Here is a 26,691-nt window from a genome sequence, read left to right as displayed (position 1 = left end):
CCAGATGGCCATGCCGCTCCGTCAGTCCATCAAGGTCGCGACGTATCTCTTCGAACAGAAGCTCCGCAAGCGTGAGAAGTTCCCGCTGATCGTCGAGCTGGAGCCGTTGTTCGCCTGCAACCTCGCCTGCGAGGGGTGCGGGAAGATCCAGCACCCGGCCGGTGTCCTGAAGCAGCGCATGCCGGTCGCCCAGGCGGTGGGCGCGGTGCTCGAATCCGGCGCTCCCATGGTGTCCATCGCCGGTGGTGAACCGTTGATGCACCCCCAGATCGACGAGATCGTGCGCCAGCTCGTCGCCAGGAAGAAGTACGTCTTCCTCTGCACCAACGCGATGCTGATGCGGAAGAAGCTCGACAAGTTCACCCCGTCCCCGTACTTCGCCTTCGCCGTGCACATCGACGGACTGCGAGAACGGCACGACGAGTCGGTCGCCAAGGAAGGCGTCTTCGACGAGGCCGTCGCCGCGATGAAGGAGGCGAAGCGGCGCGGTTTCCGTGTCACCACCAACTCCACCTTCTTCAACACCGACACCCCGCAGACCATCATCGAGGTCCTCAACTACCTCAACGACGACCTGCACGTCGACGAGATGATGATCTCGCCCGCCTACGCCTACGAGAAGGCCCCCGACCAGGAGCACTTCCTCGGCGTCGAGCAGACCCGCGAGCTGTTCAAGAAGGCCTTCGCCGGCGGCAACCGGGCCCGCTGGCGGCTCAACCACTCACCGCTCTTCCTGGACTTCCTGGAGGGCAAGGCGGACTTCCCGTGCACCGCGTGGGCGATCCCCAACTACTCGCTCTTCGGCTGGCAGCGCCCCTGCTACCTGATGAACGACGGCTACGTACCGACGTACCGTCAGCTCATCGAGGAGACCGACTGGGAGAAGTACGGCCGGGGCAAGGACCCTCGCTGCGCCAACTGCATGGCGCACTGCGGTTACGAGCCCACGGCGGTGCTCGCCACGATGGGGTCCCTGAAGGAATCCCTGCGCGCGGCGCGGGAGACCATCAGCAGCAACCGCTGAGGCGGTGCCCGACGAGGTACGGCCGGCCGCCACGGGTCTCCCGGGGTGGCCGGCCCATGGCGCAGCACACCCGAAGGGAAGAGCGGGCGATGACGGACGGCGGATCCCAGGGCTTCGACCTGGCTCGGCTCCTCGCCGAGCGCGGGGCGGAACGATACGACCTGCATGCGCGCCACCTCAACCACCAGCTGCCGCGCATGCTGCACACCATCGGCTTCGACAAGGTCTACGAGCGGGCCGAGGGCGCGTACTTCTGGGACGCGGAGGGCAACGACTACCTCGACATGCTCGCCGGATTCGGCGTCATGGGCCTGGGCCGCCACCACCCCGTCGTCCGTCAGGCGTTGCACGACGTCCTGGACGCCCAGCTCGCCGACCTCACCCGATTCGACTGCCAGCCGCTGCCCGGACTGCTCGCCGAGAAGCTCCTCGCCCACAGCCCGCACCTGGACCGCGTCTTCTTCGGGAACAGCGGCACGGAGGCGGTCGAGACGGCGCTGAAATTCGCCCGCTACGCCACCGGGAAGCCCAGGGTCCTCTACTGCGACCACGCCTTCCACGGGCTCACCACCGGCTCCCTCTCGGTCAACGGGGAGAGCGGCTTCCGCGACGGCTTCGCCCCCCTGCTGCCGGACACGGCCGTCCCGCTGGGCGACCTGGAGGCGCTGCGGCGTGAGCTGAAGCGGGGCGACGTCGCGGCCCTCGTCGTGGAGCCCGTCCAGGGGAAGGGCGTGCACGCCGCGCCGCCCGGCTATCTGCGCGGGGCCCAGGAGCTGCTGCACCGGCACAAGGCGCTCCTGATCGTCGACGAGGTGCAGACGGGGCTCGGCCGGACCGGGGACTTCTACGCCTACCAGCACGAGGAGGGAGTGGAGCCCGATCTGGTGTGCGTCGCCAAGGCGCTCTCCGGCGGCTATGTGCCCGTCGGCGCGACCCTCGGCAAGGACTGGATCTTCCGCAAGGTCTACTCCTCCATGGACCGGGTCCTCGTCCACTCCGCGAGCTTCGGCTCCAACGCCCAGGCGATGGCGGCCGGGCTCGCCGTCCTGACGGTGATGGAGGACGAGGAGACCGTCGCCAACGCCCGGCGCACCGGCGACCTGCTGCGCGAGCGGCTGGCGGCCCTGGTGGACCGCTACGAGCTGCTGCACGAGGTCCGCGGGCGCGGGCTGATGATCGGCATCGAGTTCGGCCGGCCCGGCTCGCTCAAGCTCCGCAGCCGCTGGACCATGCTCCAGGCGGCCCGCAAGGGCCTTTTCGCGCAGATGGTCGTGGTGCCGCTGCTCCAGAAGCACCGGATCCTCACCCAGGTCTCCGGCGACCACCTGGAAGTGATCAAGCTGATCCCGCCGCTGGTCATCGGGGACGCGGAGGTGGACCGCTTCGTGGCGGCCTTCACGGCCGTCATGGACGACGCGCACAGCGGCGGCGGACTGATGTGGGACTTCGGCCGGACGCTGGTCAAGCAGGCCGTGGCCAACCGCTGACCGGCCCGCACACAGGAGTGGCCAACCGCTGACGGCCTGGCACACGGGAATTGCCTCTGAGGCAAGTTATTTGCCTCAGAGGAAAGATCCTGGCCCAATGGGAGGCATGAACACTTCGGACGCCGGGGTGCCGGACGAGCTCCCCGGCGTCGCACCCCGACTGCGCGACCTGCGCCGCGATCGCGGCCTCACCCTGGAGACCGCCGCCGGCCGGGCCGGACTCTCCCCGGCCCATCTCTCCCGGCTGGAGACCGGCCGCAGGCAGCCCTCGCTGCCGATGCTGCTCGGACTCGCCCGTATCTACGGTACGACGGTCTCCGAGCTGCTCGGCGAGCAGCCGCCCGAACGGGACGCGATCGTCCGCGGCGGCGGGTTCGAGGGGGCGGAGGCCGACGGCTGGATGTACCGGCAGGCCGGCGGGTCCGGCCGCGCGATGCAGGCGCTGCGGGTGCGCGTTCCGTACGGGGCCCAGGGCGACCTGGTCCGGGTCCATCCCGGCGAGGAGTGGCTGTACGTCCTGGAGGGGCGGCTGCGGATCGGGCTCGGCGACACCGTGCACGACCTCGAACCCGGCGACAGCGCCCACTTCGACTCGCTCACCCCGCACCGGATCGCGGCCGTCGACCGCTGCGGCGCGGAGCTGCTCTTCGTCCACTCCCTGCTCCAGAGCCCCGCCGCCGAGCTGTGCCTCGGCAGCGCCCTCCACGCGCGCTGAACCGGCTGTCCCGGCCGGCTCCAGCCTTCGCTCCACCGGCCGCGAGGCCGACAGAGAGGACCGTCATGTCCGATTCCGAGCACTACGACCCGCTGGGCCCCGGCCGCCGCCCGAACGAGGACCCGCAGGAGAAGCGGATGCCGCGCGGTGTCGTCATCCGGCTCTTCGCCTACTTGGTGGCGGGCCACGTCGTCGCGGGCTTCCTCTACCTGCTCTTCGAGGTGGCCGGGAGCAAGTGACGGCGTTCGGACGACCGCCCGCCCCGGACGGATCGCCCCCCCCGTCCGGGTCAGCCCAGGTCGAGCAGGCGCTCGCGCAGCCGCTCCCGGGTCTCCGGGGAGACGCTCAGCCCCTCCGACAGGTAGCGGTCCGTCGTTCCCCAGTTCTCCTCGATGGCCGTGAAGGCCGCCGCGAGGTAGGCGGGCCGCGCCCCGAAGAGCGGGTCCAGCAGCTCCAGCACCTCGGGAGACATGCCGGTGCCGGACGCGTCGGAGCGCTTCACGGCGTAGCGGCGGTGGAGGTCGTTCGACTTGAGGTAGTCCTCCTCGATCGCCTCCGGCTCGACGCCGACCGCCAGCAGGGCGACCGCGATCGAGAGACCGGCCCGGTCCTTGCCCGCCGCGCAGTGCATCAGGGCGGGGACGCTGTCCTCGGCCAGGGAGTGCAGCACCCGGCTGTGCTCGGCGGTGCGGTCCAGAATCGTCGCGCGGTACATCCGGATCATGCGGTCGACGCCCTTGCCGTCCGCGAGGACGGAGCGCAGCTGCTCGATGTTCCCGTCGCTCACCAGCCGCCAGAACTCCGCGCCGTCGGCCGGGTCCGAGAGCGGAATGCTGACATTGCGGACACCGGCCAGCTCGATGTCGTATCCGTCGAGCCGGTGGTCGGCGGAGTGGCGGAAGTCGAAGATCGTGTGCAGCCCGAGCCCGCCGAGGAAGACCGCGTCCTCGGCCGTGGCGTGCGCCAGGTGGCCGCTCCGGTAGAGCCGCCCGAAGGCGGTGCGCCGACCGTCCGCGGTGGGGAGCCCGCCCACGTCGCGGAAGTTGCGGACTCCGGTCAGCACGGTCTCTGTCGGCGGGACCTGCGGCACCTGTTGCGTCACGGTGGCTCCTGGGATCTCTGGCGTCGGCGCGGCTCGCCGACGAGGGCGCTCCCGTGACGATACGACATCGATTCGACGGAAAATCATCACGGTCGCGCCCCGGTGCGGAGTGCCGAGGCCGCCAATCTGACCCGGCGTCAGCAGCGAGGCCGACCGCATGTCCGTATTGGTGCATTTCGCAGAACATGCCCCGCTAATGGGGGAGATGGGATTTCGGAGGTGAGCGGGATCATATCCGTGACGGTCCGTGGTGAGCTCGCCCCGGAGTATTCCCGTTGCCCGCACGGAAATCCAAGATCCGTAATCCACGGAGGGTGACGGGAAATCCGGGGAGAAATCGAATCGATGATTCCGGTGCGCAACCGATGGCTTGTTCTGCTCGTCCTCGCTCGTTTACGGTCGCCGCAATCCGGACGGACCGCCTAATCCTGCCGCCGCCCGGAATTCGCACCCACCCACTCACGCGTGGCAGGAGCGGGGGAACCAGGTAAGCCGCCGATCCGGAGCGATCCGGACCGGCTCGGGGTGAAGTCGCCGCAACGCGACCGGGCATCTCCAGCCCGAACCCGACAGCTCACCTCGCAGGCGCCGGAGAGGAACTTCCCATGCCCGCAACGGGTAAGCACCGCCGTCCGAAGTCCGGCCCGATCTCCCGCGGCGTCCTCGTCGCAGGGACCGGCGGCGCCGCACTCGCCCTCCCGCTCATCGGCGCCACCGTCGCGAACGCGGCGGACCAGGCCGCTCCGGCCGCGAAGCCCGCCGCCGCCTCGGTCGCCGCCGCGCACACCGCCCCGGCCGCAGCCCCCGCCGCGTCGAAGGCCGCCCCGAAGACGTACGCCGTCGTCTCCGGCGACTACCTGGCGAAGATCGCGGCCGAGCACCAGCTCAAGGGCGGTTGGGAGAAGCTGTACCAGGACAACCGCTCCACCGTCGGCGAGAACCCCGGCCTGATCCACCCGGGCATGAAGCTGACCCTCGGCGCCAAGGGCTCCGCCCCGGCCGAGAAGTCCGCGGCTCCCGAGGCCGCCCCGAAGAAGGCCGCTCCGGCGCCGAAGGCCGCGCCGAAGGAGGCGCCGAAGGCGGACACCGTCTCCGCCGACGACTCCGAGGGCTCCGACAGCCCGTCGCGGACCGGCTCCTCCGAGGCCACCGGCTCCGGCTGGTCCGCCCCGCTGGCCAGCGCCAACGTCACCACCCAGTACCGCGCTTCCGGCGCCAGCTGGTCCAGCGGCTACCACACCGGCTCGGACTTCCAGGCCGCCTCCGGCACCCCCGTCCTCGCCATCGGCCCGGGCACCGTGGTCTCGGCCGGCAACAGCGGCTCCTACGGCAACGAGGTCGTCATCCAGCACGAGGACGGCATGTACTCCCAGTACGCCCACCAGTCCTCGCTCAACGTCTCCGTCGGCCAGACCGTGACCGGCGGCCAGCAGATCGGCCTCTCCGGCTCCACCGGCAACTCCACCGGTCCGCACCTGCACTTCGAGGTCCGCACCGGCCCGAGCTACGGCTCGGACATCGACCCGATCGCGTACCTGCGTCAGCACGGCGTCTCCGTCTGACGTCTCCGTCTGACGTCTCCGTCTGACGTCTCCGTCCGACCGGACGCGGCGAGAGGTGATCGAGGGGCGGTGCGCGACGGCGCACCGCCCCTCCACTTATTCCGGCTTTACCAAAAACTGACCGGGTGGTCTATCTCACCACCCGTCAACCCCGTATTACGGTCGCGTAGGTCACATCGCACGATGCAGGATATGTGCTTGTGGCAGACGATTCGAGAAACAACCAGCAGCACACCATCGGGTCGTACGCGGCGATTGGCGACAGTTTCACCGAGGGCGTCGGGGACCCCGGCCCCGGCGGGACATATCTCGGCTGGGCGGACCGCTTCGCGGTGCTCCTCGCCGACCGGCTCCCGGCCCCCGGTGGGGCGGCCGGCCCCGAGGACTTCCCGCACGGGGACTTCCGCTACGCCAATCTCGCCGTACGAGGACGTCTCCTCGACCAGATCGTCGAGGAGCAGGTCCCGCGCGCCAAGGAACTGGCCCCCGACCTGGTCAGCTTCTGCGCGGGCGGCAACGACATCATCCGCCCCGGCACCGACCCCGACGACCTCGCCGAGCGCTTCGAGCGGGCGGTCGCGGACCTGAGCAACGCCGTCGGCACGGTCATGGTCACCACCGGCTTCGACACCCGGGGCGTTCCGGTGCTGCGCCACATGCGCGGCAAGATCGCCACGTACAACGTCCACCTGCGGGCCATCGCCGACCGCTACCACTGCCCCGTGCTGGACCTGTGGTCGCTGCGTTCGGTGCAGGACCGGCGCGCGTGGGACAACGACCGGCTGCACCTGTCGCCCGAGGGCCACACCCGCGTGGCGCTGCGCGCGGCCCAGGTCCTCGGCCACGACGTGCCCGCCGACCCCGACCAGCCCTGGCCGCCGCAGGCTCAGCGCCGCCCCTTCGACGCACGGCGCGACAACATCCAGTGGGCCCGCGAATACCTCGTGCCCTGGATCGGCCGACGGCTGCGCGGCGAGTCCTCCGGCGACCATGTCGAGGCGAAGCGCCCGGACCTCCTGCCGCTGTAGCCGTCGAGCCGGTCAGGGCTCCAGCAGGGGAAGCGCACGCCGGGTCGGGCCCGGCACCACGAGCCCGACCGGCGGCGTGCCCCCGGCCGGGGGGTTTCCTGCCGGTATCCGCTCCAGGACACCGCCCGCGAACACGTCGTACAGCGGCAGCGACTCCAGATGCACATAACCGATGTGGCAGTCGCACACGGCGAGCGGACAGGACCGCGGGCCGAGCGCCCGGCGGTAGCTGCCGTCGTAGAGATTCCCCAGCTCCGCCTTGACGAAGTGACAGCGCCGCACCGTGCCGTCGCCGTCCACCGAGATCACCGACTCGCCCGTCCGGCAGGGCAGCCCCGCCGAACGGTGCGGATCACGGCTGTAGGGGAACAGCGGATCCAGCTCCGTCCACCGCGCCGCCTCCGCGTCGGTGTAGGTGTGGCCCTCGGCGGCGTTCACCCAGAGATAGACCTCCTGCGGCAGCGCCGCCCGCAACCGCCGCGCCTCCTCCAGATGGGCGTCGAAGCCCACCACGCCGACGCTGTAGCGGATTCCCCTCGCGGACAGCTCCCGGCACTTGCCCAGGAACCGCTCGTACGGTGTCTGCCCCGGGTGGTACGTGCACCAGAGCGCGACCCGCTCCGGATCGGCGTCGGCCAGCCAGTCGGTGCGGCCGCTCAGGTTCGTCTGGATCGCCACCCGCCCGATGTGCGGCAGCCGTGAGAGATCGGTCAGCGCCCGCCGGTACCAGGAGCGCACCAGGCCCTCGCCCCACGGGGTGAACAGCACGGACAGCCGGTCACCGGTCCGCTCCGCGGCCCAGCCGGTGAACCGCTCCAGCGCCTCCCGGTCCGCCGTGAGCTGCGCGCGGCTGTCCCGCCGCTTGGCGAACGGGCAGTACGGACAGTCGTAGTCGCAGGAGGCGAGCGGGCCCCGGTAGAGAATCGTCAGGTCCATGGCCCCGTCACCTCCGCTCGTACGCGGCCATCGCGGCCCGCACCCCGGGGGAGAACAGCGCGGGACCCAGCGCGTCGGAGTGGGCGAGGCCCGACGGGGACAGCCTCAGCAGACCGTCCGGCGCCGACGCGTCCAGCCAGCCACGGGCCGCGAACCCCGCCAGCTCGGCCGGGAAATCCGCGCCCGGATCCGTACCGAACCGGGCCCGGTAGTCCGCCACCGGCAGCCCCGCCGCCTGGAGCAGCGACTGCAGCAGATGCCTCCGTCGCGCCTCGTCCGCGTCGACGTACCGGCCGACCTCGGCCCGGGAGAAGTCCTCGACGGCGGTGAACCCGTCGATGATCGACCGGATCTCCCGCATGTCCACCGCGTAGTCGAAGGAGTAGTGCAGGGCCGCCGTGTACGAACGGGCACCGCAGCCGAGGCCGATCATGCCGTCGGTCTGGCAGGCGTAGTCCTCGGGACCCTTCTGTTCCCGCGGTCCGTCGGACCGCCGGAACATCCGCATCGACACCTGTTCGTAGCCGTGCGCCAGCAGATGGTCCCGCCCCACCGCGTACAGCCGCAGCCGCTGCTCGTCCCAGGCGGCCTGCTCCAGGGCCTCCGCCTCGGCGCCGGCCGCCGCGCCCCGGCGGTGCAGACCGGTGAGCGGGCGGACGTACAGCGGATAGAGATACAGCTCCTCCGGCCGCCAGGCCAGCGCCGCGTCCAGCGAGGAGAGCCAGCTGCGCTCGGTCTGCCCGTCGATGCCGTAGATCAGGTCGATGTTCAGCACCGGGATCCGGGCCTCGCGGATCCGGCCGAGCGCCGCCTCCACATCGGCGCGACGCTGCGGACGGACGGCGGCCCGCGCCTCCTCGTCCACGAAACTCTGCACACCGATGCTGATCCGCGTCGTGCCCCGGTCGGCCAGCACCGCCAGTCGGTCCGCCGTCGCCGTGGACGGGGAGGTCTCCACCGACAGCGGCACCGAGCGCAGGTCGGCGCCCATCCGCTTCTCCGCTATGTCGCAGAGCCGCTCCAGCTCACTCGCGGTCAGGAACGTCGGCGTGCCGCCCCCGAACGCCGCCGCGGCGAACCGCACCGGCTCCTCGTCGCCCAGCGCGTCCCGCACGGCGACGGCCTGCCGCTCCAACGCGTCCAGATAGCGCGTTGTCAGCTCCTCGGGCGCGCCGATCCGGGTGAAGAGGTTGCAGAAACCGCAGCGGACCTCGCAGAACGGTATGTGGAGGTAGAGGGAGAGCGCGTCCTTGGGCTCCGCCGCCCACAGCGACCGCAGCGCCGGACGGTCCCGAAGCGGCCGGTAGGCCGTCTTGTGCGGATAGGCGTAGACGTAACTCTCGTACGGCCGGACGGCGGTGGCCGCTCCCGCGGCGACGGTGGTGGTCATCGGGCGGCCCCCGGGGCGAGCGACGCGGATGGTTCGAGGAAGAAGTGGGCGTACGGGACGGTCCAGACGGCCGGGTGGCCGAGCCGGTGACCGGTGTAGCCGTCGTCGCCGTAGGCGGTGCCGTGGTCCGAGCAGACGATGGCGAAGCACCGGCGACGGCTGCTCGCCGCGGCGAAGAGCCGGCCGATGTGCCGGTCCACGTACTCCAGGGCCGCCGCGTGCGTGGCCCGGGAGTCGCCCGCCTCATGGGTCGCCCCGGGCAGATGGAACCAGTTCGGCTGGTGCAGGGCGGACACGTTGACGAAGAGGAACAGCCGCTGCTCCCGGGGGAGCGCCGCGACGACCTGCTCCGCCCTGGCCACCTGCTCCTCGAACGAGGTGGGGGAGGCGACGCCGAAGCCGGGTTCCCAGTGGCTCTCCTGGAACATCCCGGGCAGCACCGATCCGAGCGGCCCCTGACGGTTGAAGAAGCCGACCCCGCCGACGCACACCGTGCGGTAACCCTCGGCGGCCAGCCCCGACACCAGATCCGGCGTGTCGAACACGAACGTGCCGTCCGCCGTCGTCTCACTGCCCGCGAACCGCGCCGCGAACAACCGGGGATGCGGGCCGGGGGAGGCGGGCGTCGGCAGGAACCCGGCGAACATCGCCTGGTGCGAGGCGTAGGTGAAGCTGCCCGGAGCATGCCGCTCCTCCCAGCCGCCCCCGGGCAGATGCCGGGCGAGGTTGGGGAGCCGCCCGGCATCTGCCAGCTCGACGGCGACATCGTGCCGCAGGGTGTCCAGGGTGACCAGCAGCAGATCGTGGCTTCCCACGACCTCGCCCATGTCGGGCCGGCCGCAGCCGCCGGGCAGCGGGGACGTGTCGGGGTCAGGAAGGGGTGACGGCACGGTGGTTCCTTGCTCGGTCCAGTACGGCGGCGACCTGCGCCGCATAGGTGTTCAGACCCTCGGCGCCGCTGCCCGGCAGACCGGTCAGTCCGGGCAGCAGGTCGCCGAAAGCGTTGACCTCGCCGACGGCGAAGCGCCGCCAGCCGGCCGTGGGCAGGAGGTCGACGCCCACACAGGGCGTCCCGGGGAAGCAGGCCGCCGCCCGCTCGCACATCGCCAGCGCCTCACGCCAGCAGCCGCCGGCGGCCGCCACGGCGGCCCGGACCTCGTCGAGGTCGCCGCGCGCTCCGCCCAGATGCAGATTGGTCATGGGGCTCGTGCTCGTCCGCACCACGGCGTGCGTCGCCCGGCCGCCGACCACCACGATCCGCAGATCCGCGGCCCGTCCCCGCTGGGACGCCTTCGGCAGCCAGCGCTCGATGTGCAGCCCGTCCGGGGCCAGCGCGTCCACGACCGCGCCGACCTCCGCCTCCGAGCTGTAGCGCCGCACCCGCAGCGAGTTGAACAGCCGGCCCGACGCGTCCCGCTCCACGGAGGTGCTCGCCCGGACCCGGCCGGGTCCCGCCGTCTCCACCGCCAGCACCCCGGAGGCGGAGGAGCCGTGCGCGAGCTTCACGAACGCCCGGGGCATCCGATGCTCGCGCAGCAACTCCCGTACGTCGGACCAGCCGCGCACCGGGGCCGCCCCGGGGCCGGACGTCGGGGAGGCGGGCACGGGGACCCCCGCACGGTCGAGGAGCCCGTGGCACAGCCGCTTGTCGAAGAGCACGGCGATGTCACCGGGGGAGCCCAGCACCTCGGCGCCGGCGGCCGAGGCGGCGCCCGCCACCGCGCCCACCGCCGCGGTGAAGCGCTCGTACCACCGGGCCGAACCCTCCACCCGGGTCGGGTCGTCGACCCCGCGGAGCAGCCGCTCCACTTCGTCGTCCTCACCGGGCGAATCGATCCGTACGCTCTCGCCCGCCGCGAACGCCGCCTCGCCGCGCAGCACCCGGAGCCAGGGCACCACCCGGGCCGGCGGCAGCCCGGCCGAGCGCACGGCCTCCTCGAAGAAGGCGACCCGGCGGTTGTCCGGATTGCCGACGACCGCGAAGCGCGGCACCGGGCCGTCCCCGCCGCTACTCGCTGACCGCGACATAGCGTTCCGGTTCGTAGTCCTCGTCGTCCGGGTCCCCGTAGTCCTTCTCGGCCTCGCCCGCCTCGACGACGGCCGGGGCACACGCGGTCCTGACGCGGTCCAGCACCGGCTCGGTGAGGTAGTGGTGGCGCAGGTCGAGCGTGGCCAGGTGGTTCAGGGGCTGCCCGTTGAGCAGGGCCTCGCCGCCCGTGTCGCTCAGGGTGCCCATCGACAGCGCCAGGGTCTCCAACTGGGCGACGACGGGCGCGGAACCGACCGCGGCGGCGATCTCGTCCTGTATCTCGCTGTTCTGCAGCCCCAGGTGGCGCAGCCGGGGGAACACGCCCCCCGACAGGACCGGCCGGATGTCGTCGACGGTGGCGTCGCCGCCGTACCACGATCTGCCGAACCACAGGTCCAGCCGCTCCAACGCGGGCAGTTGGCTCGCGGAGACCGCCCGCACCACCTCGCCGGGCAGGCCGCCGGACTCGAAGCGCAGCGACTTCAGCGACGCATGGCGCAGCGGGCGCAGCCCCAGCCCCTCCCGGCCACAGCCACGCACGGCGAACTCCTCCAGCAGCGGCAGCGCTTCGAGCACCGGGGTGATGTCGCACATCTGCAACCAGGACACATGGCACTCCTCATCCACGACATCGGCGAGGAAGAGCCCGCGCAGCCCGGGGAAGCGGTCCGCGTGGGCGACGATCAGCTCCATCACCGGGGCGAACGGCGTGTGGCCGTCATGCCACCAGGGGCCGACGACGAGCGCCTGGACCCGGGCCGTGTCCACCGTGTCCAGGAACTCCTGCCACCAGCCGGCGAAGTCCCTGTCCTCGCCGTAGTCGCCCTCCAGCCGCCAGGCCACGGTCTCGGCGGCGGGCAGGAATCCGGACGACGGCGCCGGGGTGTGGACCGGCAGCCCGTGGAAGCGGTCAAGGTGCTCGAGGCCGATGTATGTCATGGCGCCCTACTCCGAGACGGCGGTGTAGCGGCCCTCGGCACCCCGGTCGCCCCAGGGCTCGCACTTCTCGGAGAGGTCGACCCGCACGCCGTGCGGCTCCAGGGCGGAACGGACCCGCTCGGCCATCGCGTCGGTGAGGAAGTGGTGGTGGAGATCGAGGAGTTCCAGATGGGTCAGCGGCTGCCCTTCGAGGAGGGCGGCCGCCCCTTCGTCGCCCAGCGTCCCGTTCGACAGGTCGAGGACCCGCAGCTGGGCGACTACCGGAGCCGAGGCGACGGCCGACGTGATCTCGTTCTGGATCTCGCTGTTGCGCACGCCCAGGTGGTTCAGCCGGGGAAAACGGGTGCCGGCCAGCAGCGGAGCGAGGTCGGCGAGGTCGGTATCGCCCTCGTAGGCGGACACACCGAGCCAGAGGTCCAGCCGCTCCAGCGCGGGCAGTTCGCTGTCCAGCACACCCCGGACCACCTCGGCGGGGAGACCGCCCGCCTGGACGGTCAGCGACCGCAGCGCAGCGTGTTTCGCCGGCGGGAACACCAGCCCGGAGCCGCCGCGCACGCCGAACTCCGTCAGCCCGGGGAAGGCGGCCAGCAGCACGGTCACGTCCGACTGCTGGATCCAGGTGATCTCGGCCTCCTCCGCCTCCAGATCCCCGACGAACACCGCCTCCAGCGAGGTCAGCCGGTCGGCGGCGGCGATCACCCGGCCGATCGCCGCGGAGGAGGTCTCCTCGTACGCCTCGCCCCACTGGCCGATGAGCAGGGCTCGGACGCCGGCCGGGTCGACCTTGTCCAGGAAGTCGGCGAACTCCTCCTCCCAGGGCCGGTCGTCGTCGTCGTACGGGTCGACGGAGACACGCCAGGCCACGGCGTCCGCGGCGGGCCGGGAGCCCTCGTCGGACGTGTGCTGGAAGTCGACGACCGGAAGGCCGCCGAACTCGTGCAGATGCTGCGCACCGTACATGGCCCTGAACTCCTGCTCCTGGGGACTGCGGATGTCCGCAAGGTTTATCAAGCCGCACTGACAACGCCGCGACCGGGACCCGTCCACGGCCGCCGCGGCGGTCCGTTGTCAGACCCTGCCCGTAGCGTTTTTCCCATGGTCGGCACAGCGGGTGCCGCGACCGAGGGGAGACGTCTGTGTACCGGCAGGGCGATGTACTGATCATGGAGTTGGAGGAGTCGGCGGTGCCCGCCCCCTTCCTGGAGGCCCCGGGCGAACTGCGCGACGGGCGGGGGCGGCTGGTGCTCGCGCTGGGAGAGGTCACCGGACACGCGCACGCCGTGCAGGGCCCCGGCCGGCTGATCCGGGAAGCGGGTCAGTTCGGCCCGATGCTGCTCCATCTCCCCGAGGGCGGGCGGGTGGTGCACGAGGAGCACGCGGTGATCCCGCTCCCCAGGGGCTGGTTCCGCGTCGTGCGGCAGCGGGAGTACGCACCCGGCGCGATCCGGATCGTGGCGGACTGACCGTTCCGCCACGCCGGAGCAAGCACAGCTTTCCAGAACGAGCACAGCAGGGGACGGGGACAACCGATGCAGAACGTGAATTCCTGGCGGAGCGTGGCGGCGGCGACCGGCCGGGCGGACCGGGCGGCGGCCGAGGCCGGTGTGCGGCGCGCCTATCGCACCGCGGGCCTGGCCGAGCCGGACCGGATCATCTGGGCCGCATCGCCGCGGGCCGCCGTCGAGACGGTGGAGAAGCTGGCCGACGCCGGACGGTCGGTGCGCGAGGAGGTCCGCACCCGCCCATGGGCCGAGGAGCGCCGCCGGATGTACGACGAGCTGGGCCCGGCGGGCTGGTCGGCGCTCTGGTCCGCCACCGGAGCCCAGCTGTGGGAGACCACGGGCGCACTCGCCGAGCGGATACGGACCGGTGTCGTCGCGGACCTGGCGCCGCGACCCGCGGACGAGGGCGCCGTGCGGCTGGTGCTCCTGGACGCCGTGCTCGGCCAGCACGACGCCGCCTGGCTCGCCGCCTTCGACGGGCGGGGCGACCGGCTGACGGGCCTCGCGGAGGTGGCCCGCAACGCCGGCTGGTGGTGGCCCTACGAGCACGCCGCGGTCATCAGCGAGCGGCCCGACGTCCTCCACCGCGACGAGGCGGGCCGGCTCGACCACGGCGAGGGACCGGCCCTCGCCTACGGGGACGGCTTCGCCCTCCACGCCTGGCGCGGCATGCCCGTTCCCGCCGCGTTCCTGGCCGAGCTGTCCTCCCTCACCCCCGAGCGGATCCGCGCCGAGGAGAACGCGGAGCTGCGCCGCGTGATGCTGGAGTACTACGGCTACGACCGGTATCTCACCGAGTCGGGCGCCGAACCGGTCCACCGCGACGAGACGGGCATCCTCTGGCGCATCTCCCTCGCGGGCGACGAGGACGTGGTGATGGTCGAGGTGGTCAACTCCACCCCCGAGCCGGACGGTACGTACCGCACCTACTGGCTGCGCGTGCCGCCCGCCACCCGGACCGCGAAGGAGGGGGTGGCCTGGACGTTCGGACTGGACGGAGCGGCCTACGCACCGGTGCGCCAGACCTGACCAGACCTGACCTGACCGAGGAGCCGGGGCGCCGGGCGTTCGGGCGCGGCTGTCAGCCGGTCGCGGAACGATCCGCTCCGTAGGGTTCGGCGGCCGGCGGACCGGTCAGCTCCGCCAGGCCGATGCCCAGTTCACGGGCGAGCGCCTCGTCGGTCCACCGCAGCATCGTGGCCCGGGAGAGCGGACCCGCGTACGAGGTCGTCTGCACCGCCATCCCGTCCAGCAGGGCGGTCAGCCGCCAGGCCGCCGACCGGGGATCCTCGAGATCGGCCTCGGCCGCGTACGCGAAAGCCGCCACGACCAGCTTCTCCTTGGTCGAGAAGTGGTAGAGGACGAGCGCGTTGCTCACGCCCAGCACCGAGGCCACATCCGCGATCCGCACGGACGAGACCCCACGGGCCTCGACCTGCCCGACCGTCGCGCGCAACAGCTCCTCACGCCGCTCCGCCACGTTCAACCGGACTCCAGCCACCGGGCCACCCTGACCAATACGCCAGGTCAGTGACGGTGGGACGGCGTCCGACGGAGGCATCGGCGGAGGCGGCGCACCGGAATCCTCCGGAGCGCCCGGACGTTGCATCCTGCATGACGCGAATCGAACCGGCACAGGACGCACTGCTCCGTCTCTTCGGTGAGCACGACGGCGGAGTCCTGGTCACTCTGAAGCAGGACGGACGCCCCCAGCTGTCCAACGTCAATCACGCCTTCTCTCCCGAGGAGCGGGTGGTCCGTGTCTCGATCACCGAGGACCGCGCCAAGACCCGTAACCTGCGGCGCGACCCCCGGGCGAGCTACCACGTCACCAGTGACGACCGCTGGGCCTGGACCGTCGCCGACGGGACCGCCGAGCTGACCCCGCCCGCCGCGGCGCCCGACGACGCCACGGTGGAGGCGCTGATCACGCTCTACCGGGACGTCAGGGGCGAACACCCCGACTGGGACGACTACCGGCGGGCCATGGTCGAGGACCGCAGGGTGCTGCTCACCCTGCGCGTCGACCATGTCTACGGGCAGCCGCGTGGCTGATGTCGCCGCCGGCCGGGCCGGTTGCCCCGTTCAGCATCTTCTGGGCTCGCCCTGTCGTACAGGCCGACCATAATGAGACGACACCGACTCCCTCAGGAGATGTTGTGACCGGCGCTGACTACTTGCTTCCGTTCCGCACGAGACTGCGCGCGATGCGCACCGAGTCCTTCGGAGCCGATCCGGCCGGAGCGCGGATGGAGCGCATCCGCCGCTCGCCCCATTTCGTCGACGGAGTGTTCCAGAACCCGGTGGGGGCGCGGACCAGGCCCTCCGGGTCCACCGTCGAGTTCGCCAAGATCTACTTCCACAAGGAGCAGCGGGCCCGCAGGACGCCGATGGGCAACGTGCCCGTCCACGCCACGACCCTCGCCGATCTGGCCGTACCCCCCGCCACCGGGCTCCGGCTGACCTGGATGGGCCATTCCAGCGTGCTGGCGGAGATCGACGGGCGGCGGGTCCTGTTCGACCCGGTCTGGGGCGAGCGCTGTTCCCCGTTCCCCTTCGCCGGGCCCAAGCGCCTGCACCCCACTCCGCTGTCGCTGGCCGCGCTCGGACCCGTCGACGTGGTCGTCATCTCCCACGACCACTACGACCACCTCGACCTGCCGACGATCCACGCACTGGCCGGCACCGGCACGGTCTTCGCCGTGCCTCTCGGTGTCGGAGCCCATCTGGAGCGCTGGGGCGTCCCCACGAGCCGGATGCGCGAGCTCGACTGGAACGAGACCGCGACCGTCGCCGGAATCAGCCTCACCGCCACCCCGGCACGCCACTTCTGCGGCCGCGGGCTGCGCAACCAGCAGCACGCCCTCTGGGCGTCGTGGGCCGTCGCGGGTCCGGAGCACCGGATCTACCACAGTGGGGACACCGGCTATTTCCCCGGCTTCCGGGACATCGGGGCCGGACACGGGCCCTTCGACGCCACCATGATCCAGATCGGCGCGTACTCGGAGTACTGGCCGGACATCCACATGACCCCCGCCGAAGGCATGCGCGCCCACCTGGACCTCCAGGGCGGTCGCCCGCACGGCGTACTGCTGCCGATCCACTGGGGCACCTTCAATCTGGCCCCGCACGCCTGGGCGGAACCGGGCGAGTGGACGAAGGACGCCGGTGAGGAGGCCGGGCAGGCGGTGGCATTCCCCCGGCCGGGCGAGCCGTTCGAGCCGGCGGGGAAGCTGCCGACCGAGCCATGGTGGCGTCCGGTGTCCCAGCCGATCGTGACCCCGTGGCGGCGTCCGAAGGTGACGGATACGCCACCGGTGCAGCGAGAGGAAGTCGACCTTGCGGGTGAGCGGTGACAGAGAGCGAGGGGGATCTCGAGCAGCTCGCTCAGTTGCTTGGCCACGTGCCGCGCGAGGAGCGGGACGGTACGGGGGCGGCTATCGAGGTCCCTCCCGAGAGGGACCGTCGGTTGTGCCGCGACAGTCCACATCGTTGCCCTCTACGCAGGGCCCATCGCCCATTGTGGTCAAGACTCGCATCGTCTGAGTCGCGGCGTTTCGTTGGCTGGCGAAGTTCGTTGCGCCGGGCTGGCGGGGACAAACTGATCTACACGAGGAAGGGAAAACCTCGTTGTCCCCATGGCCCGGCGGTGCCGGTTCTCAGGAATCGTCCCGTCTGCCGCGGAAAGAGCGCCGTCTATATGTAAAGTGTGAGTCCTGGCGAGGCCCGAGGCGGGCGAGCAGGCCCAGCACTTTGGCTCATGTACCCGTGAGATCGCAGGGGAGAGCTCCGGGGGAAACCACTGCCCAGGGGTCTCACCCGGATTAAGGTGTTCTGCGTCACCCGTGCCAGCGGGCCGCGCTCCAGCCCCCGCTCCAACCTAGCCGTCTGCGCGTCAGATAGTCGGGGGCGACCAGGTGACCCCTTGGAGGCCACTTCGGGCAGGGCCGCCCTCGCCTCACTGCGTTGCCAACGTTCCACCGACCGCTCCGAGATCCGCAGCGTGGGAACTCCCGGTCCCCGCCAGCCTCGAAGCCAGTCGCGGCCTGACGCCGGACCTGCTCCCGCGTGGCTCTTTCGTCGTCGGTCAAGCTCCCCGCGAATATCTCACCGCACGAGGACTACCGAGGCCGCCTTGACACTGTTTGGTAAACAGTCCGACACCACCCGATCAAGTTCAGGAGGCGAGCTGGAACTCAGGTCTCTGATACTTTCGGCCCGGCGTCCGACGGGACTGTCCTTGTCAAGGCGTTCCCTGACAGTGAATCCGATCGATCGGCTGGGAGCGAGGCGTTCTCGCTTACGAGGCCGCGGCGATTGAGCATGAGGTCCATGCCCGCGAATTCCGTGAGCACCACGGCGGTCCGCTCGGGCGCCCATGGCAGCCCAGCAGGGTGTTGCTGCTCCGCACTGTTGCGGCGTGCCCACACGCTTGCGGGACGGGTCAAGCCGAGGTCCTCGGTGGTCACGACACGACCGAGACGCTCGGTGAACAGTGCGGCGAGCAGTTGCGGTACGGGATCGCGTGGCTTCTCCCCCAGGTCGAGCCAACGGCGCACCCTCAAGGTGTCTGTCGCGACCTGCCGGTACCCCAGGGTGGCAGCCTGCCGGTTCACTTTTCTGGCGAGTTCGCCCCTGGACCAGCCGGTCAGGTCGAATGCGTCCCGCAGTCGGCTGTCAGGAGAACTCTGCTGCCGCGACGAGAGTCCCCCGAACAGTTCCAGGTGAACGGTGCGGCCCAGCTTTCGCTCCATCAGGATGGTTACCGCCTCCAGACTCTTCAGCACGAAATCGGCGGAGAGGTCACTCGGGGCCACGAAGATGATCGCGTCGCGGGTGACTTCGCGAGCGGTGAAGGGCAGCCCGAGTTGGTTGGTCGAACTCCGCCAGGCCTGGCCTGTCCGCCGGAGGCCCAAGCAGGTGCCGAATGGTGTCTCGGCCCTGCCGTGGGCCCCGAATCGCCGCCACAGCCAGAAGACAACGCCGCACGTGGCCATCAGCGCCGGCGGGACGAACACCGGCCAGTGCGTGTACAGGGCGGACAGCAGGGCTGGTTTCCCGGGCCACCACTGTGGGGACAGCGGGCCTGAACCTCTACTCGGCCCCCTCGCAGGAGGAGTGTCCTGCAGCGGATCGTCGATGAAATGGCCCACCCCGCAAACGATGCCGGCGACCACGGCGGCAACGAGGCTCGCACGCAGAAGTGCCATGCCACGCGAGACATGAGTGGCGACAGTGCCGGGCGCCTTCTCCATCATGACTGCGGTCTCGGCCTGGGTGCAGTCCAGTCCCTTCGTTGCCCATACCGCGGTGCGTTGCGAGGGAGTCAGGGCGTCCATGGCCTGCTCGACGGCACAGCGGTTGGCCACCAGCGCGGCCATGTCCGCGGACTGCAAGGGGTCGAAGCGCAGCGGATCGGCCGCACGCCGTGCTTCCAGCCCACTGTGTCGGGCCTGCTGACGCGCGCGGTTGGCCGCTTCCGTGCGGATTACCACGCGCAGATAGCTGACCGGGTACTCGACAGACGCCGGATGACGCAGCACCTTGGCGAAGGCGTTCTGCACGAGATCCTCGGCCGAGACGACGGACTCCGGGATGCCGTGGGCGAGGAGCGCCTGCTGAGCGGTGTTTGTGAGGCTGACCCGGTAGTTAGCGTACAGAGTACCCAGAGCCTCAGCGGGCTCCACTTCACGCTCAGCCATTGCTTTCCTCCGATTTCCGTTCCGCGGCCGTACCTCGAGAGGCGCCCTGATGGGCCGACCGAGCACGGATTATCTCGGCCCGGGCCGAGGACCGGTTGCGAAGCGCCATGCTGTCCAGCCAACGCTTGACCGCAGGGACCAGAGGAACAACCGCGGACAAGAGTGCGGCAGCGAGCTCCACCGTCCAACCTCCCGTGCACTATGGGCCGGTGGCGCTCAGGACGCGCAGTGGCCGTTCACAAGAGAGAGGCGGCGGTACGTCATTCTCATGACGTCGCGTTCATGATTCTTTGGCATGGGCTTGCTCAGGAAGACCGCTCCTTGCTCCCGGCTGCCCGCCAACTCCCCGATGTGTGCGCTGTGCTGTACCTTGAGCCAGCACATTCGCCGCGCCCGTCAACGCCATTCAGGGCGGCTCCCCGGTGGCCCGCTGGGTGAAGAAGCAACGAGCATCCGCCTGCAAGTCGGCGGAACTCGAACGTTGCCCTAATCACAGGCATGCCCGAGCCCGAAGGCGGCACGACGCGCGCCGGACGAACGCCGCCACGCGTGCCGGGCCACCGACAGATGGTAGAACTCCTGGGCGGCCAGCCCGGCGGACATGTTCAGCGCTCCGTTCAGCTCTGCTCGCGTGGACATGGCAACCGATAGTCATGGGAATTGTGTCGGTAGGTTGGTGGGGGGAACCGCTGTCGGCAGGCAGTCGAGGAGGAGTCGGGCGTGTTGCATCGGAACGTCATCGGTGACTGGCAGGAGTACGACGAAGCCTTCACAGGGCTCCGCGTCCGGGGACACAGTCTCAAGAGGGGCAACACCCAAGAGGGGCAACACCCCCTCTGCCAGGTGCCGCGACGACAAGGCGAAGGGCCTGACGTACTTCAGCGTGCAAGCCACGGTCGAAAACCGCGCCGAGGAGTACTTTGACCTCGGGCTCTCTGATCATGAGGCGCAGGTACGCGCAGGTAAGGACGGCCACAGCGCGCCTTCCTCGACGAGTACGGCTCTGCCTGGATTGAAAACTTCCGCCTATATCCCTTCCGTCGGGCCACAGCGACCATCTACGCTGCGGCTCCCGCCAGTCACCTCAAGACTCTCGATAAACAGATCGCAATGCGGGTCGACGATGAACGCACCGCTCCGTACGTGTGGGTCGGCAGTGACGGTGTCCCCTAACTGATCGTTTCAGAATGAGGTACGGAGTCGTCTCAAGCAGATGATGCTGCAGGCGAGTTGGAGTAGTGCGAGGTGGAGGTCGGCTCGTATCTCGTAGCGGATGCGCAGTCGTTTGAACTGGTGGAGCCAGGCGAAGGTCCGCTCGACGACCCAGCGTGTCTTGCCCAGTCCCGAGCCGTGCGGGGTGCCGCGTCGGGCGATCTTGGGTGTGATCCCACGGGCGCGGACGAGACGCCGGTACTTGTCGTAGTCGTACCCGCGGTCGGCGAACAGTCGCCGGGGCCGCTGGCGTGGCCGGCCCCGCAGGCCGCGGATGCGGGGTATGGCGTCCAGCAGAGGCATGAGCTGGGTAACATCGTGACGGTTTCCGCTGGTCAGAGAAACGGCGAGCGGGGTTCCGTGCCGGTCGACGATCAGGTGGTGCTTGCTGCCGGGCCGGGCCCGGTCGACCGGCGAAGGTCCGGTGTGAGCCCCCCTTTGAGAGCCCTGACGTGCGAGCCGTCGATCGCGGCGTCGTCCATCTCCAGCAGGCCCTCTTTACGCAGTTCCGCCAGAAGAACCTCATGCAGGCGGGGCCACACTCCGGCCTCGGTCCAGTCCCGCAGGCGCCGCCAGGCTGTCACGCCGCTGCAGCCCACCAGCTCTGCGGGAACGTCGCGCCAGCTCACACTCTTGCGCAGCACGTAGACGATGCCCCGCAGAGCAGCACGGTCATCGGCCGGCAGCCGCCCGGGATACCGGTGTCGTCGAGGCGGTCGAACCGGCAGCAGCGGGGCTATGCGTTCCCACAGGTCATCAGGCACAAGATCAGCAGACACCCAACAGATCCTGCCGACCCAACTCCCAACTGCCAAGCCACCACACCGATCTCATTCTGAAACGATCAGTAAGGGCTGTCCCGTAAATGATCTCTGAGTGGTCTCGGGCATGGTGGGCGGCTGTTCGGCTGTGGCCTATCCGGCGAGAGCGAGGTTGTGCATCCGTGCGACGCCGAGCATGGCGTGGTGCACTCCGTCGCCTTTGAGGCGGCAATCGCGGAGGACCTTCCAGGTCTTCATGCGGGCAAAGACATGCTCGACGCGGGCGCGGACCTGCTTGTGAGACCTGTTATGTGCATGTTTCCAGCCCGGCAGCTCCTCGGCCTTGCGGCGCCGGTGGGGCATCACCAGCCCTGTGCCCGGGTAGCCACCGTCAGCGATGGTCATGGTCGAGCCGACGGCATCCTTGGCGCCGGACTCTTTCCACGCCTTGCAGTCGTTGCGGTTGCCGGGCAGGGGCCGGCCGACGACTACGACGAGGCGGGTGTCGGCGTCGATGACGACCTGGTGGTTGGTGGAGTAGCGGTAGTTCTTCGACTGCTCGGCAATGGTGTGATCGCGGGTGGGCACCAGGGTGCCGTCCACGATGAGCACGGTGTCCTTAGCGAACCGTTTGCGGGGCTGCAGGGCGAGCATCGGCCCCGAGGTCGTCAATGATCCGGTCCGCCGCTGACTTGGGAACGCCGAATAGCGGGGCCAGTTGGCGCATGGTCAGGTTCGTGCGCCAGTAGGCCGCGACCAGCAGGGCCCGGTCTTCCAGCGGAAGGCTCCACGGCCGGCCTTTGCGGACCGCGTCCGCACCCTCGCGCCGAAGCATCGTCACCAGCTTGCCGAACTGCCGCGGACTCAGTCCGCTGAACGGGGCTATCCAGGAGGGCTCCGACGCCGTGATCACACCAGCCACAGTAAGATCATCCCACTGTGGCCGGTCTGCTCAGGCACCTCCGAGTCGCCCTTCGCCGGTTCACCTCACGATCAAGCCGTACCATCCCCGCCATGACAATCGATGTCCTCGCAGAGGACCTCCAGCCCGGCGACCTCTTGGAGCTGTCGACCGAGGCGGGCACCCAAGTCCTCCGGTTGACTCATGTGGAGCGGCGCACGCAAGGCATCAAGTTCATGGGGCGTAATGACCAGGGGTTTCTCTACTCCAGCGGTATGAAGTACGGCGAGCTGGCGCGGTGCGTCCGTCCGTAGACCGCACGCGGACTGCCGATGACAGTTGCGGGACAACCCTTAGATACCGCCAGATCCTCGCCATTTTCGAGGACAGGGAGCACGGCCTACGGGCCCAGGACTTCTTCGAAGCCCTGGGCACCGGCACCGAGCACCGGCACTTCGAAGGCGGCGTGCGTGTCAAGCTCAAGCGCGTCGTCGACCCCGGCATCCCGTATCGCCTCTGAGTGAGGCCTGTTTACCCGACTTCGGGCACACTCATGCGTGGTGGGTCTGTGTAGGTTGGCCAGGCGGTGGCCCCAGCCGGTGGTGGAGGCATTGGCATCTACTGCACAAGGAGTCCAGGTCGTCGCTAATCTGTCCCAGATAGTGTCGAGTTCTCCGGCCTTGTCGTCGAGGTAGGCGCGCATGTGGCGCGGTTCCAGACGCCGCGCATTCCGCTCACATCTCGTCGTCGACGCCAAGGTCCTGGCGCATGGCATGACGCATCTGCGACAGCAAGATCCAGACTGTTTCCACCTCTGCCGCGAATTCGTCCAGGGCCGCCTCATCCAGCGGTCGAGATGCAGCGATCTGCTTGAGCGTCCCGTAGCCGCGGTTGAGCTGCCGGCTGGCCGCGCTCGCTGCGGCCAGCACCGCAGAAGGCACGATCATCTGTGCTTCGGCGTAGCTGTCGCGATGAGCCGTACGGCGCGCTTCCATCTGTTCCAGGCAGGTCTGTGTATCGATGCCGGTACGCAGGGCGTACATGTAATTGATCTCGGCGGTTTGGTACTGGCGAGATGCGGTATTGAGGGTGATGTAGCAGGCGCGACGCTGGGTGGTCAGCTCACGGCGCTGCGCTTCCTCGGCTTCGACCTGCCGCACTCGTTCAGCGTGGTCTCGGTCCTCCCGCTGCTGCTGGGTCAGTGTCTGCAGTTCCAGGCGCTTAGTACGGTCGGCCCGGCTCTGCGTCAGCTGCGCTGCCCCCAGGGTGCCGGCCACGCCGACGACCGCGACGGCCAAGGCTATCCACGTCTCTGCCATACTCTCGCCTCTGTTCTCGTTACCAGTGCGCCTCAGTATGCACGCACCCGGACAGAGTCGGCCGGGCAAGCCAGAGCCTGCTTGCCCGGCCGGGGCGGGAATTCGCTGTGCAGCCTGAAGGCGTGTTCTGGGCGCTACTCTGAGTCGCCAGAGTATGAAAGTAGGGGCGTTGGGCGAGAAGCAGTACCTGTGTCTGGGCGAGATTCAAGACGCCTCTCTGCGACAGGAGTTGGCTAGCTACCGCGATCCTGGCCGATGCGATTTCTGCGGCAGTACGCCTGGCGAGGGAGTTGTCGACTTTGGTGATTTTCTTGAGGAGGTCATGTCGGCTGTGCGTTGGGCATATGAGCGCGCGTCCGATGCGGCGGTTTTGTTTGAAGACGGCGACTGGCTAGCGCCGACCATGACGCTCCCCGACATCATCAGGGAGATCCTCGGGGAGTCAGATGCGGTCACCGCGAGGGTGGCTATCGTCGCCGAGGAGTACGACGACGGTAACGCCTGGGTGCGGCGCGACTATCCCTGGCCTACGGCTGAACATGCCCTGTATCAGGGCTGGGACGATTTTTGCGCGGCCGTCGATGCCAGCGGCCTGTCGGTGCTTGAGACAGGCTCTACCGGGCAGAGTCTGGAGTTTCGGAAGTACGGCCCGCGCGAGATGCTCGACGTGATCTATCACGTAGCACGCAGGACGGGCCGTATCGTCCCGCTGGGAGCGGACACCACTCTGTGGCGCAGCCGTGTCAGTGCCGAGCCGATTGAGTGCACTGCTGCGGCATTAGGGCCCGCGCCGTCCGACCGCGCGGCAGCCAACCGCATGAGCGGGGCTGGTGTCTCAATGTTCTACGGCGCGGAGGACGCCTTGACCGCCCAGTGTGAAGTGAGCGCCCACCATGCCGGCAGCAGCCAGGTTTCCGTGGCCACGTGCCGCTTCTCCCTGCTCCGTGACGTTTGGATTCTCGACCTGGTCGATCTCGAACCCGTCCCGAGCATCTTTGACCGGCGCGAGCGGGAGCTGCGGCCCTTTTACGACTTCATGCACCATTTCGCCGAACAGGTTGGCCGCCCCCTGGACCCGGACGACGCCGAGGCCAGCGGTTATGCATACACCCAGATCTTCACCCACTACCTGCGGCACGACACCTCACTGGTCAGAGGTATCCGCTTCCAGTCCGTACAGGCGCAAGGTGTGAACTGTGTGCTCTTCGTCGGCCCGGAAGACTGTACCGATCCGCCTGCACATCCGCAGGACCATCTGCTCGTCCTCGAGCCCGGGACGTTCATGTCCGGACCTGCTGCCATGCCAGCGTGAGCAGCCTGTTCGAACGGGGCGCGGTTGAACCGTGCACCGGAGGAGTAGATGAACGGCAAGCCAGGGGCGGGCGTCAGTTACGGCTCGGCAAAAGGGTGCTTCTAGTCACTGGCTGAGGCTGCTGTTCGCACCGGCTGCAGCGGCAGAGGCTGGTTGGCGTGCAGTGTTCCGGGGACCACGCGCAGTGCGGGCCGTTCGCCCGAGACTGGGTCGTCAGGGTCTAGGCAGTGGTCCTGAGGTGTGTCGAGAACCGTGCAGACTGATCCTTGGCCGGCAGCGGAGGAAATGAACACTAGTCCGGCGACAGGATGCTGGGGGTTGAAGACTCTCAGGAGGTATTCAGTGACGATCTGTGTGGGCACGTAGTCGAGGTGCTCGCGCCCCTCGGCGTCGGCACTGATCTGCTTCACGAATTCGTGGAGGAACTTTATTGCTCTTCGCAGGTGAGCGCGGTCAGTGTCGAACAAGGATGGGGCCGGCTCGAGGCGGGTGAAGTCGACCACCGTGAACGGCAAGGTGGTTTCGAACGCGGCAGAGGTGACGTAGGTGGCGCGGTCGGAGGCATGCCGGGTGACCTCCTGCACGGCAGTCTCGCGGCTGTCGGCTCCGTAGAACAGCGGGATGCCAGCCGGGCTCATCCGGTTGGGGTGACGGGCTTGTTCCGGCAGCGCGGTACCTAGCTTGCTGGCACTCCAGTGCTCCTCGACGGTCTCATGTGCGCGTGCGCGCCACAGCCGGTATCCCGATGGGAGGTCGCGCACGAGGCCGGCTTGCGGAATGAGCTGGCCGAGGGTCTCCAGAACGGCGGCAGCCCGGATCTCGCCGCCACCGAGAAGGTCTTCGCCCCGGTCGGGCGGTGCCAGCCAGAACACGTGTCGGGTACGGTACTTCACCTGGTGGCTGAAGCGTTGCCAACCGTCGAGCAGGGCCTCGTCCTCGCGCGGAGCGATGAAGTCTCGCTCCACCCAGACGTCGTCGCGCCGGGCGGCCTCGCGGACGGTCGCTTGCAGCTCGTCGCTGACCAAGACCCCCGCGTGGCAGTCTACGAGATCGGGGCCGTCCCAGTCGTGGGCCGACACGAGTTCGCCTTCGAAGTAAGCGGACTCATCGCCAGCCAGGGCGTATTCGGTACGCAGTCCGTCGAAGAAGGCCTCCGGAAGAGTGTCGATGGGAGCTGCGGGGACACGCTCGCAGTAGTCGCAGGCATCTTCATTGTGGGCATCCGCCTGGATCTTCGCGGCGAGGAAGTCATCGTCGACGCACTCGGCGCAGACGTAACCGTATTGGTAGTCCCACCCCTGGTCTGTCTGCGCTTGCCACACGTCCTTGCTCCCACGCGGACACGATAGCTCGGCTTCCCGCACCAGATGGGCCAGCGGGCGTGCGCCGGGGCAGAAGGGGCGTGGCCGATCATTGGATCAGCCCATGTTGAGAATTGGTAGCACCCAGGTGCACGGTGAGCGAAGACGGTCGCGCGCTCGCAGGGGCGGTGCCGGAGCTGTCTGCGAAACCGGGGGCGGCGCCAGGTGCGTTATGGCCCGACCGGCTTCGCAGGCGGCTCGGGGAGGGCGTACCCGAGGGTGCGGTGCAGAAGCGCCGAACCACCACGGCTGGCTTTCAGTCCGTACATCCCCGCCGGCATCGCTCCTGTTTTCGAAACTCCATCGACCTCATGCGTTTCTTTACGCAACTCAAGCCTCGTAAGACTTCACCAGCTACAAGGCGCCATTGCGTTCCCTTCGCCATGCCTCGTAGCTTCGGAGGTTCATT

At 69.4% G+C, this 26,691-nt stretch carries 25 protein-coding genes, 3 pseudogenes and 1 riboswitch; of the genes and pseudogenes, 13 read left to right on the top strand and 15 right to left on the bottom strand.

The annotated features are described in order from the left end of the window. Positions 1 to 4: 4 nt before the first annotated feature. The 4 genes from hpnH (at position 5) to N7925_RS03520 (ending at position 3,465) form a co-directional block, all read left to right on the top strand. On the top strand, positions 5 to 1,024 hold the full coding sequence (gene hpnH / locus N7925_RS03535; RefSeq protein WP_265598038.1) for an adenosyl-hopene transferase HpnH: 1,020 nt from the start codon (positions 5 to 7) through the stop codon (positions 1,022 to 1,024). Positions 1,025 to 1,113: 89 nt separating this feature from the next. Further along, the gene (locus N7925_RS03530; RefSeq protein WP_265603739.1) at positions 1,114 to 2,511 is read left to right on the top strand and encodes an aspartate aminotransferase family protein; all 1,398 of its coding nucleotides are present in this window, start codon (positions 1,114 to 1,116) and stop codon (positions 2,509 to 2,511) included. 106 nt (positions 2,512 to 2,617) lie between these two features. Then, complete coding sequence (locus tag N7925_RS03525) at positions 2,618 to 3,226, top strand: helix-turn-helix domain-containing protein (RefSeq protein ID WP_265598037.1); 609 nt, start codon at positions 2,618 to 2,620, stop codon at positions 3,224 to 3,226. 65 nt (positions 3,227 to 3,291) lie between these two features. After that, on the top strand, positions 3,292 to 3,465 hold the full coding sequence (locus N7925_RS03520; protein WP_265598036.1) for a DUF6126 family protein: 174 nt from the start codon (positions 3,292 to 3,294) through the stop codon (positions 3,463 to 3,465). 50 nt (positions 3,466 to 3,515) lie between these two features. Here the strand turns inward: N7925_RS03520 and N7925_RS03515 are convergent, their stop codons facing one another. Further along, the gene (locus N7925_RS03515; protein ID WP_274342997.1) at positions 3,516 to 4,328 is read right to left on the bottom strand and encodes a tyrosine-protein phosphatase; all 813 of its coding nucleotides are present in this window, start codon (positions 4,326 to 4,328) and stop codon (positions 3,516 to 3,518) included. Positions 4,329 to 4,770: 442 nt separating this feature from the next. Further along, a riboswitch (cyclic di-AMP (ydaO/yuaA leader) is annotated at positions 4,771 to 4,931 on the top strand. A 2-nt stretch (positions 4,932 to 4,933) separates the two neighbouring features. On the opposite strand from N7925_RS03515, the gene N7925_RS03510 reads away from it, so the two are divergent. Then, complete coding sequence (locus tag N7925_RS03510; RefSeq protein WP_274342996.1) at positions 4,934 to 5,890, top strand: M23 family metallopeptidase; 957 nt, start codon at positions 4,934 to 4,936, stop codon at positions 5,888 to 5,890. Positions 5,891 to 6,090: 200 nt separating this feature from the next. Then, a complete protein-coding gene (locus N7925_RS03505; protein ID WP_274342995.1) occupies positions 6,091 to 6,918 on the top strand; it encodes an SGNH/GDSL hydrolase family protein in 828 nt (275 codons plus the stop codon). 12 nt (positions 6,919 to 6,930) lie between these two features. Here N7925_RS03505 and N7925_RS03500 read toward each other — a convergent pair whose 3' ends face one another. Genes N7925_RS03500 through N7925_RS03475 form a run of 6 tightly spaced genes read right to left on the bottom strand, consistent with a single transcriptional unit; the run spans position 6,931 to position 13,172 of the window. Further along, entirely contained in the window at positions 6,931 to 7,854 is a 924-nt protein-coding gene (locus N7925_RS03500) for an STM4011 family radical SAM protein (RefSeq protein ID WP_274342994.1), read from the bottom strand. Between the two features lie 7 nt (positions 7,855 to 7,861). Beyond that, positions 7,862 to 9,244 (bottom strand): STM4012 family radical SAM protein, encoded by a 1,383-nt coding sequence (locus tag N7925_RS03495; RefSeq protein WP_274342993.1) that lies wholly within the window; start codon positions 9,242 to 9,244, stop codon positions 7,862 to 7,864. Further along, positions 9,241 to 10,071 (bottom strand): STM4013/SEN3800 family hydrolase, encoded by an 831-nt coding sequence (locus tag N7925_RS03490; protein ID WP_265603738.1) that lies wholly within the window; start codon positions 10,069 to 10,071, stop codon positions 9,241 to 9,243. The genes N7925_RS03495 and N7925_RS03490 overlap by 4 nt, the downstream gene beginning before the upstream one ends. A gap of 43 nt (positions 10,072 to 10,114) precedes the next feature. Then, on the bottom strand, positions 10,115 to 11,272 hold the full coding sequence (locus N7925_RS03485; RefSeq protein WP_274342992.1) for an STM4014 family protein: 1,158 nt from the start codon (positions 11,270 to 11,272) through the stop codon (positions 10,115 to 10,117). Further along, positions 11,253 to 12,212, bottom strand: coding sequence for an STM4015 family protein (locus tag N7925_RS03480; RefSeq protein ID WP_274342991.1), 960 nt, complete (start codon positions 12,210 to 12,212; stop codon positions 11,253 to 11,255). The genes N7925_RS03485 and N7925_RS03480 overlap by 20 nt, the downstream gene beginning before the upstream one ends. Before the next feature lie 6 nt (positions 12,213 to 12,218). Then, on the bottom strand, positions 12,219 to 13,172 hold the full coding sequence (locus tag N7925_RS03475) for an STM4015 family protein (RefSeq protein ID WP_265598028.1): 954 nt from the start codon (positions 13,170 to 13,172) through the stop codon (positions 12,219 to 12,221). Positions 13,173 to 13,348: 176 nt separating this feature from the next. Between N7925_RS03475 and N7925_RS03470 the strand changes: the two genes are divergently transcribed. Next, entirely contained in the window at positions 13,349 to 13,675 is a 327-nt protein-coding gene (locus tag N7925_RS03470; protein WP_265598027.1) for a hypothetical protein, read from the top strand. A gap of 66 nt (positions 13,676 to 13,741) precedes the next feature. Next, on the top strand, positions 13,742 to 14,743 hold the full coding sequence (locus N7925_RS03465) for a DUF6745 domain-containing protein (protein ID WP_274342990.1): 1,002 nt from the start codon (positions 13,742 to 13,744) through the stop codon (positions 14,741 to 14,743). 52 nt (positions 14,744 to 14,795) lie between these two features. On the opposite strand, the gene N7925_RS03460 is transcribed toward N7925_RS03465, so the two are convergent. Next, entirely contained in the window at positions 14,796 to 15,215 is a 420-nt protein-coding gene (locus N7925_RS03460) for a TetR/AcrR family transcriptional regulator (RefSeq protein WP_274342989.1), read from the bottom strand. Positions 15,216 to 15,328: 113 nt separating this feature from the next. On the opposite strand from N7925_RS03460, the gene N7925_RS03455 reads away from it, so the two are divergent. Then, positions 15,329 to 15,769 carry a PPOX class F420-dependent oxidoreductase gene (locus N7925_RS03455; RefSeq protein WP_265598024.1) on the top strand — a complete coding sequence of 147 codons (441 nt, stop codon included), beginning with the start codon at positions 15,329 to 15,331 and terminating at the stop codon, positions 15,767 to 15,769. Positions 15,770 to 15,873: 104 nt separating this feature from the next. Continuing rightward, complete coding sequence (locus tag N7925_RS03450) at positions 15,874 to 17,070, top strand: MBL fold metallo-hydrolase (protein ID WP_274342988.1); 1,197 nt, start codon at positions 15,874 to 15,876, stop codon at positions 17,068 to 17,070. Between the two features lie 921 nt (positions 17,071 to 17,991). On the opposite strand, the pseudogene N7925_RS03445 reads toward N7925_RS03450, so the two are convergent. From N7925_RS03445 to N7925_RS03425, 5 genes and pseudogenes are all read right to left on the bottom strand, one after another. After that, positions 17,992 to 18,432, bottom strand: a pseudogene (locus N7925_RS03445) (hypothetical protein); the annotation flags it as partial. A 486-nt stretch (positions 18,433 to 18,918) separates the two neighbouring features. Beyond that, positions 18,919 to 19,416: pseudogene (locus N7925_RS03440) on the bottom strand (RNA polymerase sigma factor); the annotation flags it as partial. A 486-nt stretch (positions 19,417 to 19,902) separates the two neighbouring features. After that, positions 19,903 to 20,055 (bottom strand): hypothetical protein, encoded by a 153-nt coding sequence (locus N7925_RS03435; RefSeq protein ID WP_274342987.1) that lies wholly within the window; start codon positions 20,053 to 20,055, stop codon positions 19,903 to 19,905. 543 nt (positions 20,056 to 20,598) lie between these two features. Next, positions 20,599 to 21,407 (bottom strand): IS5 family transposase gene (locus N7925_RS03430; protein ID WP_274342618.1). Its coding sequence is split into 2 segments (ribosomal slippage): positions 20,599 to 21,068 and positions 21,068 to 21,407, totalling 810 coding nucleotides; the frame shifts between segments, so codons are not numbered across the junction. A gap of 135 nt (positions 21,408 to 21,542) precedes the next feature. Next, positions 21,543 to 22,311 (bottom strand): annotated as a pseudogene (locus tag N7925_RS03425) (transposase). Positions 22,312 to 22,403: 92 nt separating this feature from the next. Between N7925_RS03425 and N7925_RS03420 the strand changes: the two are divergent. Both N7925_RS03420 and N7925_RS03415 read left to right on the top strand, forming a co-directional pair. After that, positions 22,404 to 22,604: a hypothetical protein gene (locus tag N7925_RS03420; RefSeq protein WP_274342986.1), complete on the top strand. Its 201-nt coding sequence runs from the start codon at positions 22,404 to 22,406 to the stop codon at positions 22,602 to 22,604. Then, complete coding sequence (locus tag N7925_RS03415) at positions 22,589 to 22,810, top strand: hypothetical protein (protein WP_274342985.1); 222 nt, start codon at positions 22,589 to 22,591, stop codon at positions 22,808 to 22,810. The genes N7925_RS03420 and N7925_RS03415 overlap by 16 nt, the downstream gene beginning before the upstream one ends. 214 nt (positions 22,811 to 23,024) lie before the next feature. Here the strand turns inward: N7925_RS03415 and N7925_RS03410 are convergent, their stop codons facing one another. Next, entirely contained in the window at positions 23,025 to 23,609 is a 585-nt protein-coding gene (locus tag N7925_RS03410) for a hypothetical protein (RefSeq protein ID WP_274342984.1), read from the bottom strand. Positions 23,610 to 23,778: 169 nt separating this feature from the next. Here N7925_RS03410 and N7925_RS03405 point away from each other — a divergent pair, with 169 nt between their 5' ends. Beyond that, complete coding sequence (locus N7925_RS03405) at positions 23,779 to 24,921, top strand: RES domain-containing protein (protein WP_274342983.1); 1,143 nt, start codon at positions 23,779 to 23,781, stop codon at positions 24,919 to 24,921. A 101-nt stretch (positions 24,922 to 25,022) separates the two neighbouring features. Here the strand turns inward: N7925_RS03405 and N7925_RS03400 are convergent, their stop codons facing one another. Beyond that, positions 25,023 to 26,243 carry a HEPN-associated N-terminal domain-containing protein gene (locus N7925_RS03400; RefSeq protein ID WP_274342982.1) on the bottom strand — a complete coding sequence of 407 codons (1,221 nt, stop codon included), beginning with the start codon at positions 26,241 to 26,243 and terminating at the stop codon, positions 25,023 to 25,025. Positions 26,244 to 26,691: the final 448 nt, after the last annotated feature.

The sequence above is a fragment of the Streptomyces sp. CA-278952 genome (genome assembly GCF_028747205.1).
GTDB lineage: Bacteria > Actinomycetota > Actinomycetes > Streptomycetales > Streptomycetaceae > Streptomyces.
The sequence above is the reverse complement of the archived record's forward strand: the minus strand, read 5'-3'. Positions and strand labels throughout refer to the sequence as shown.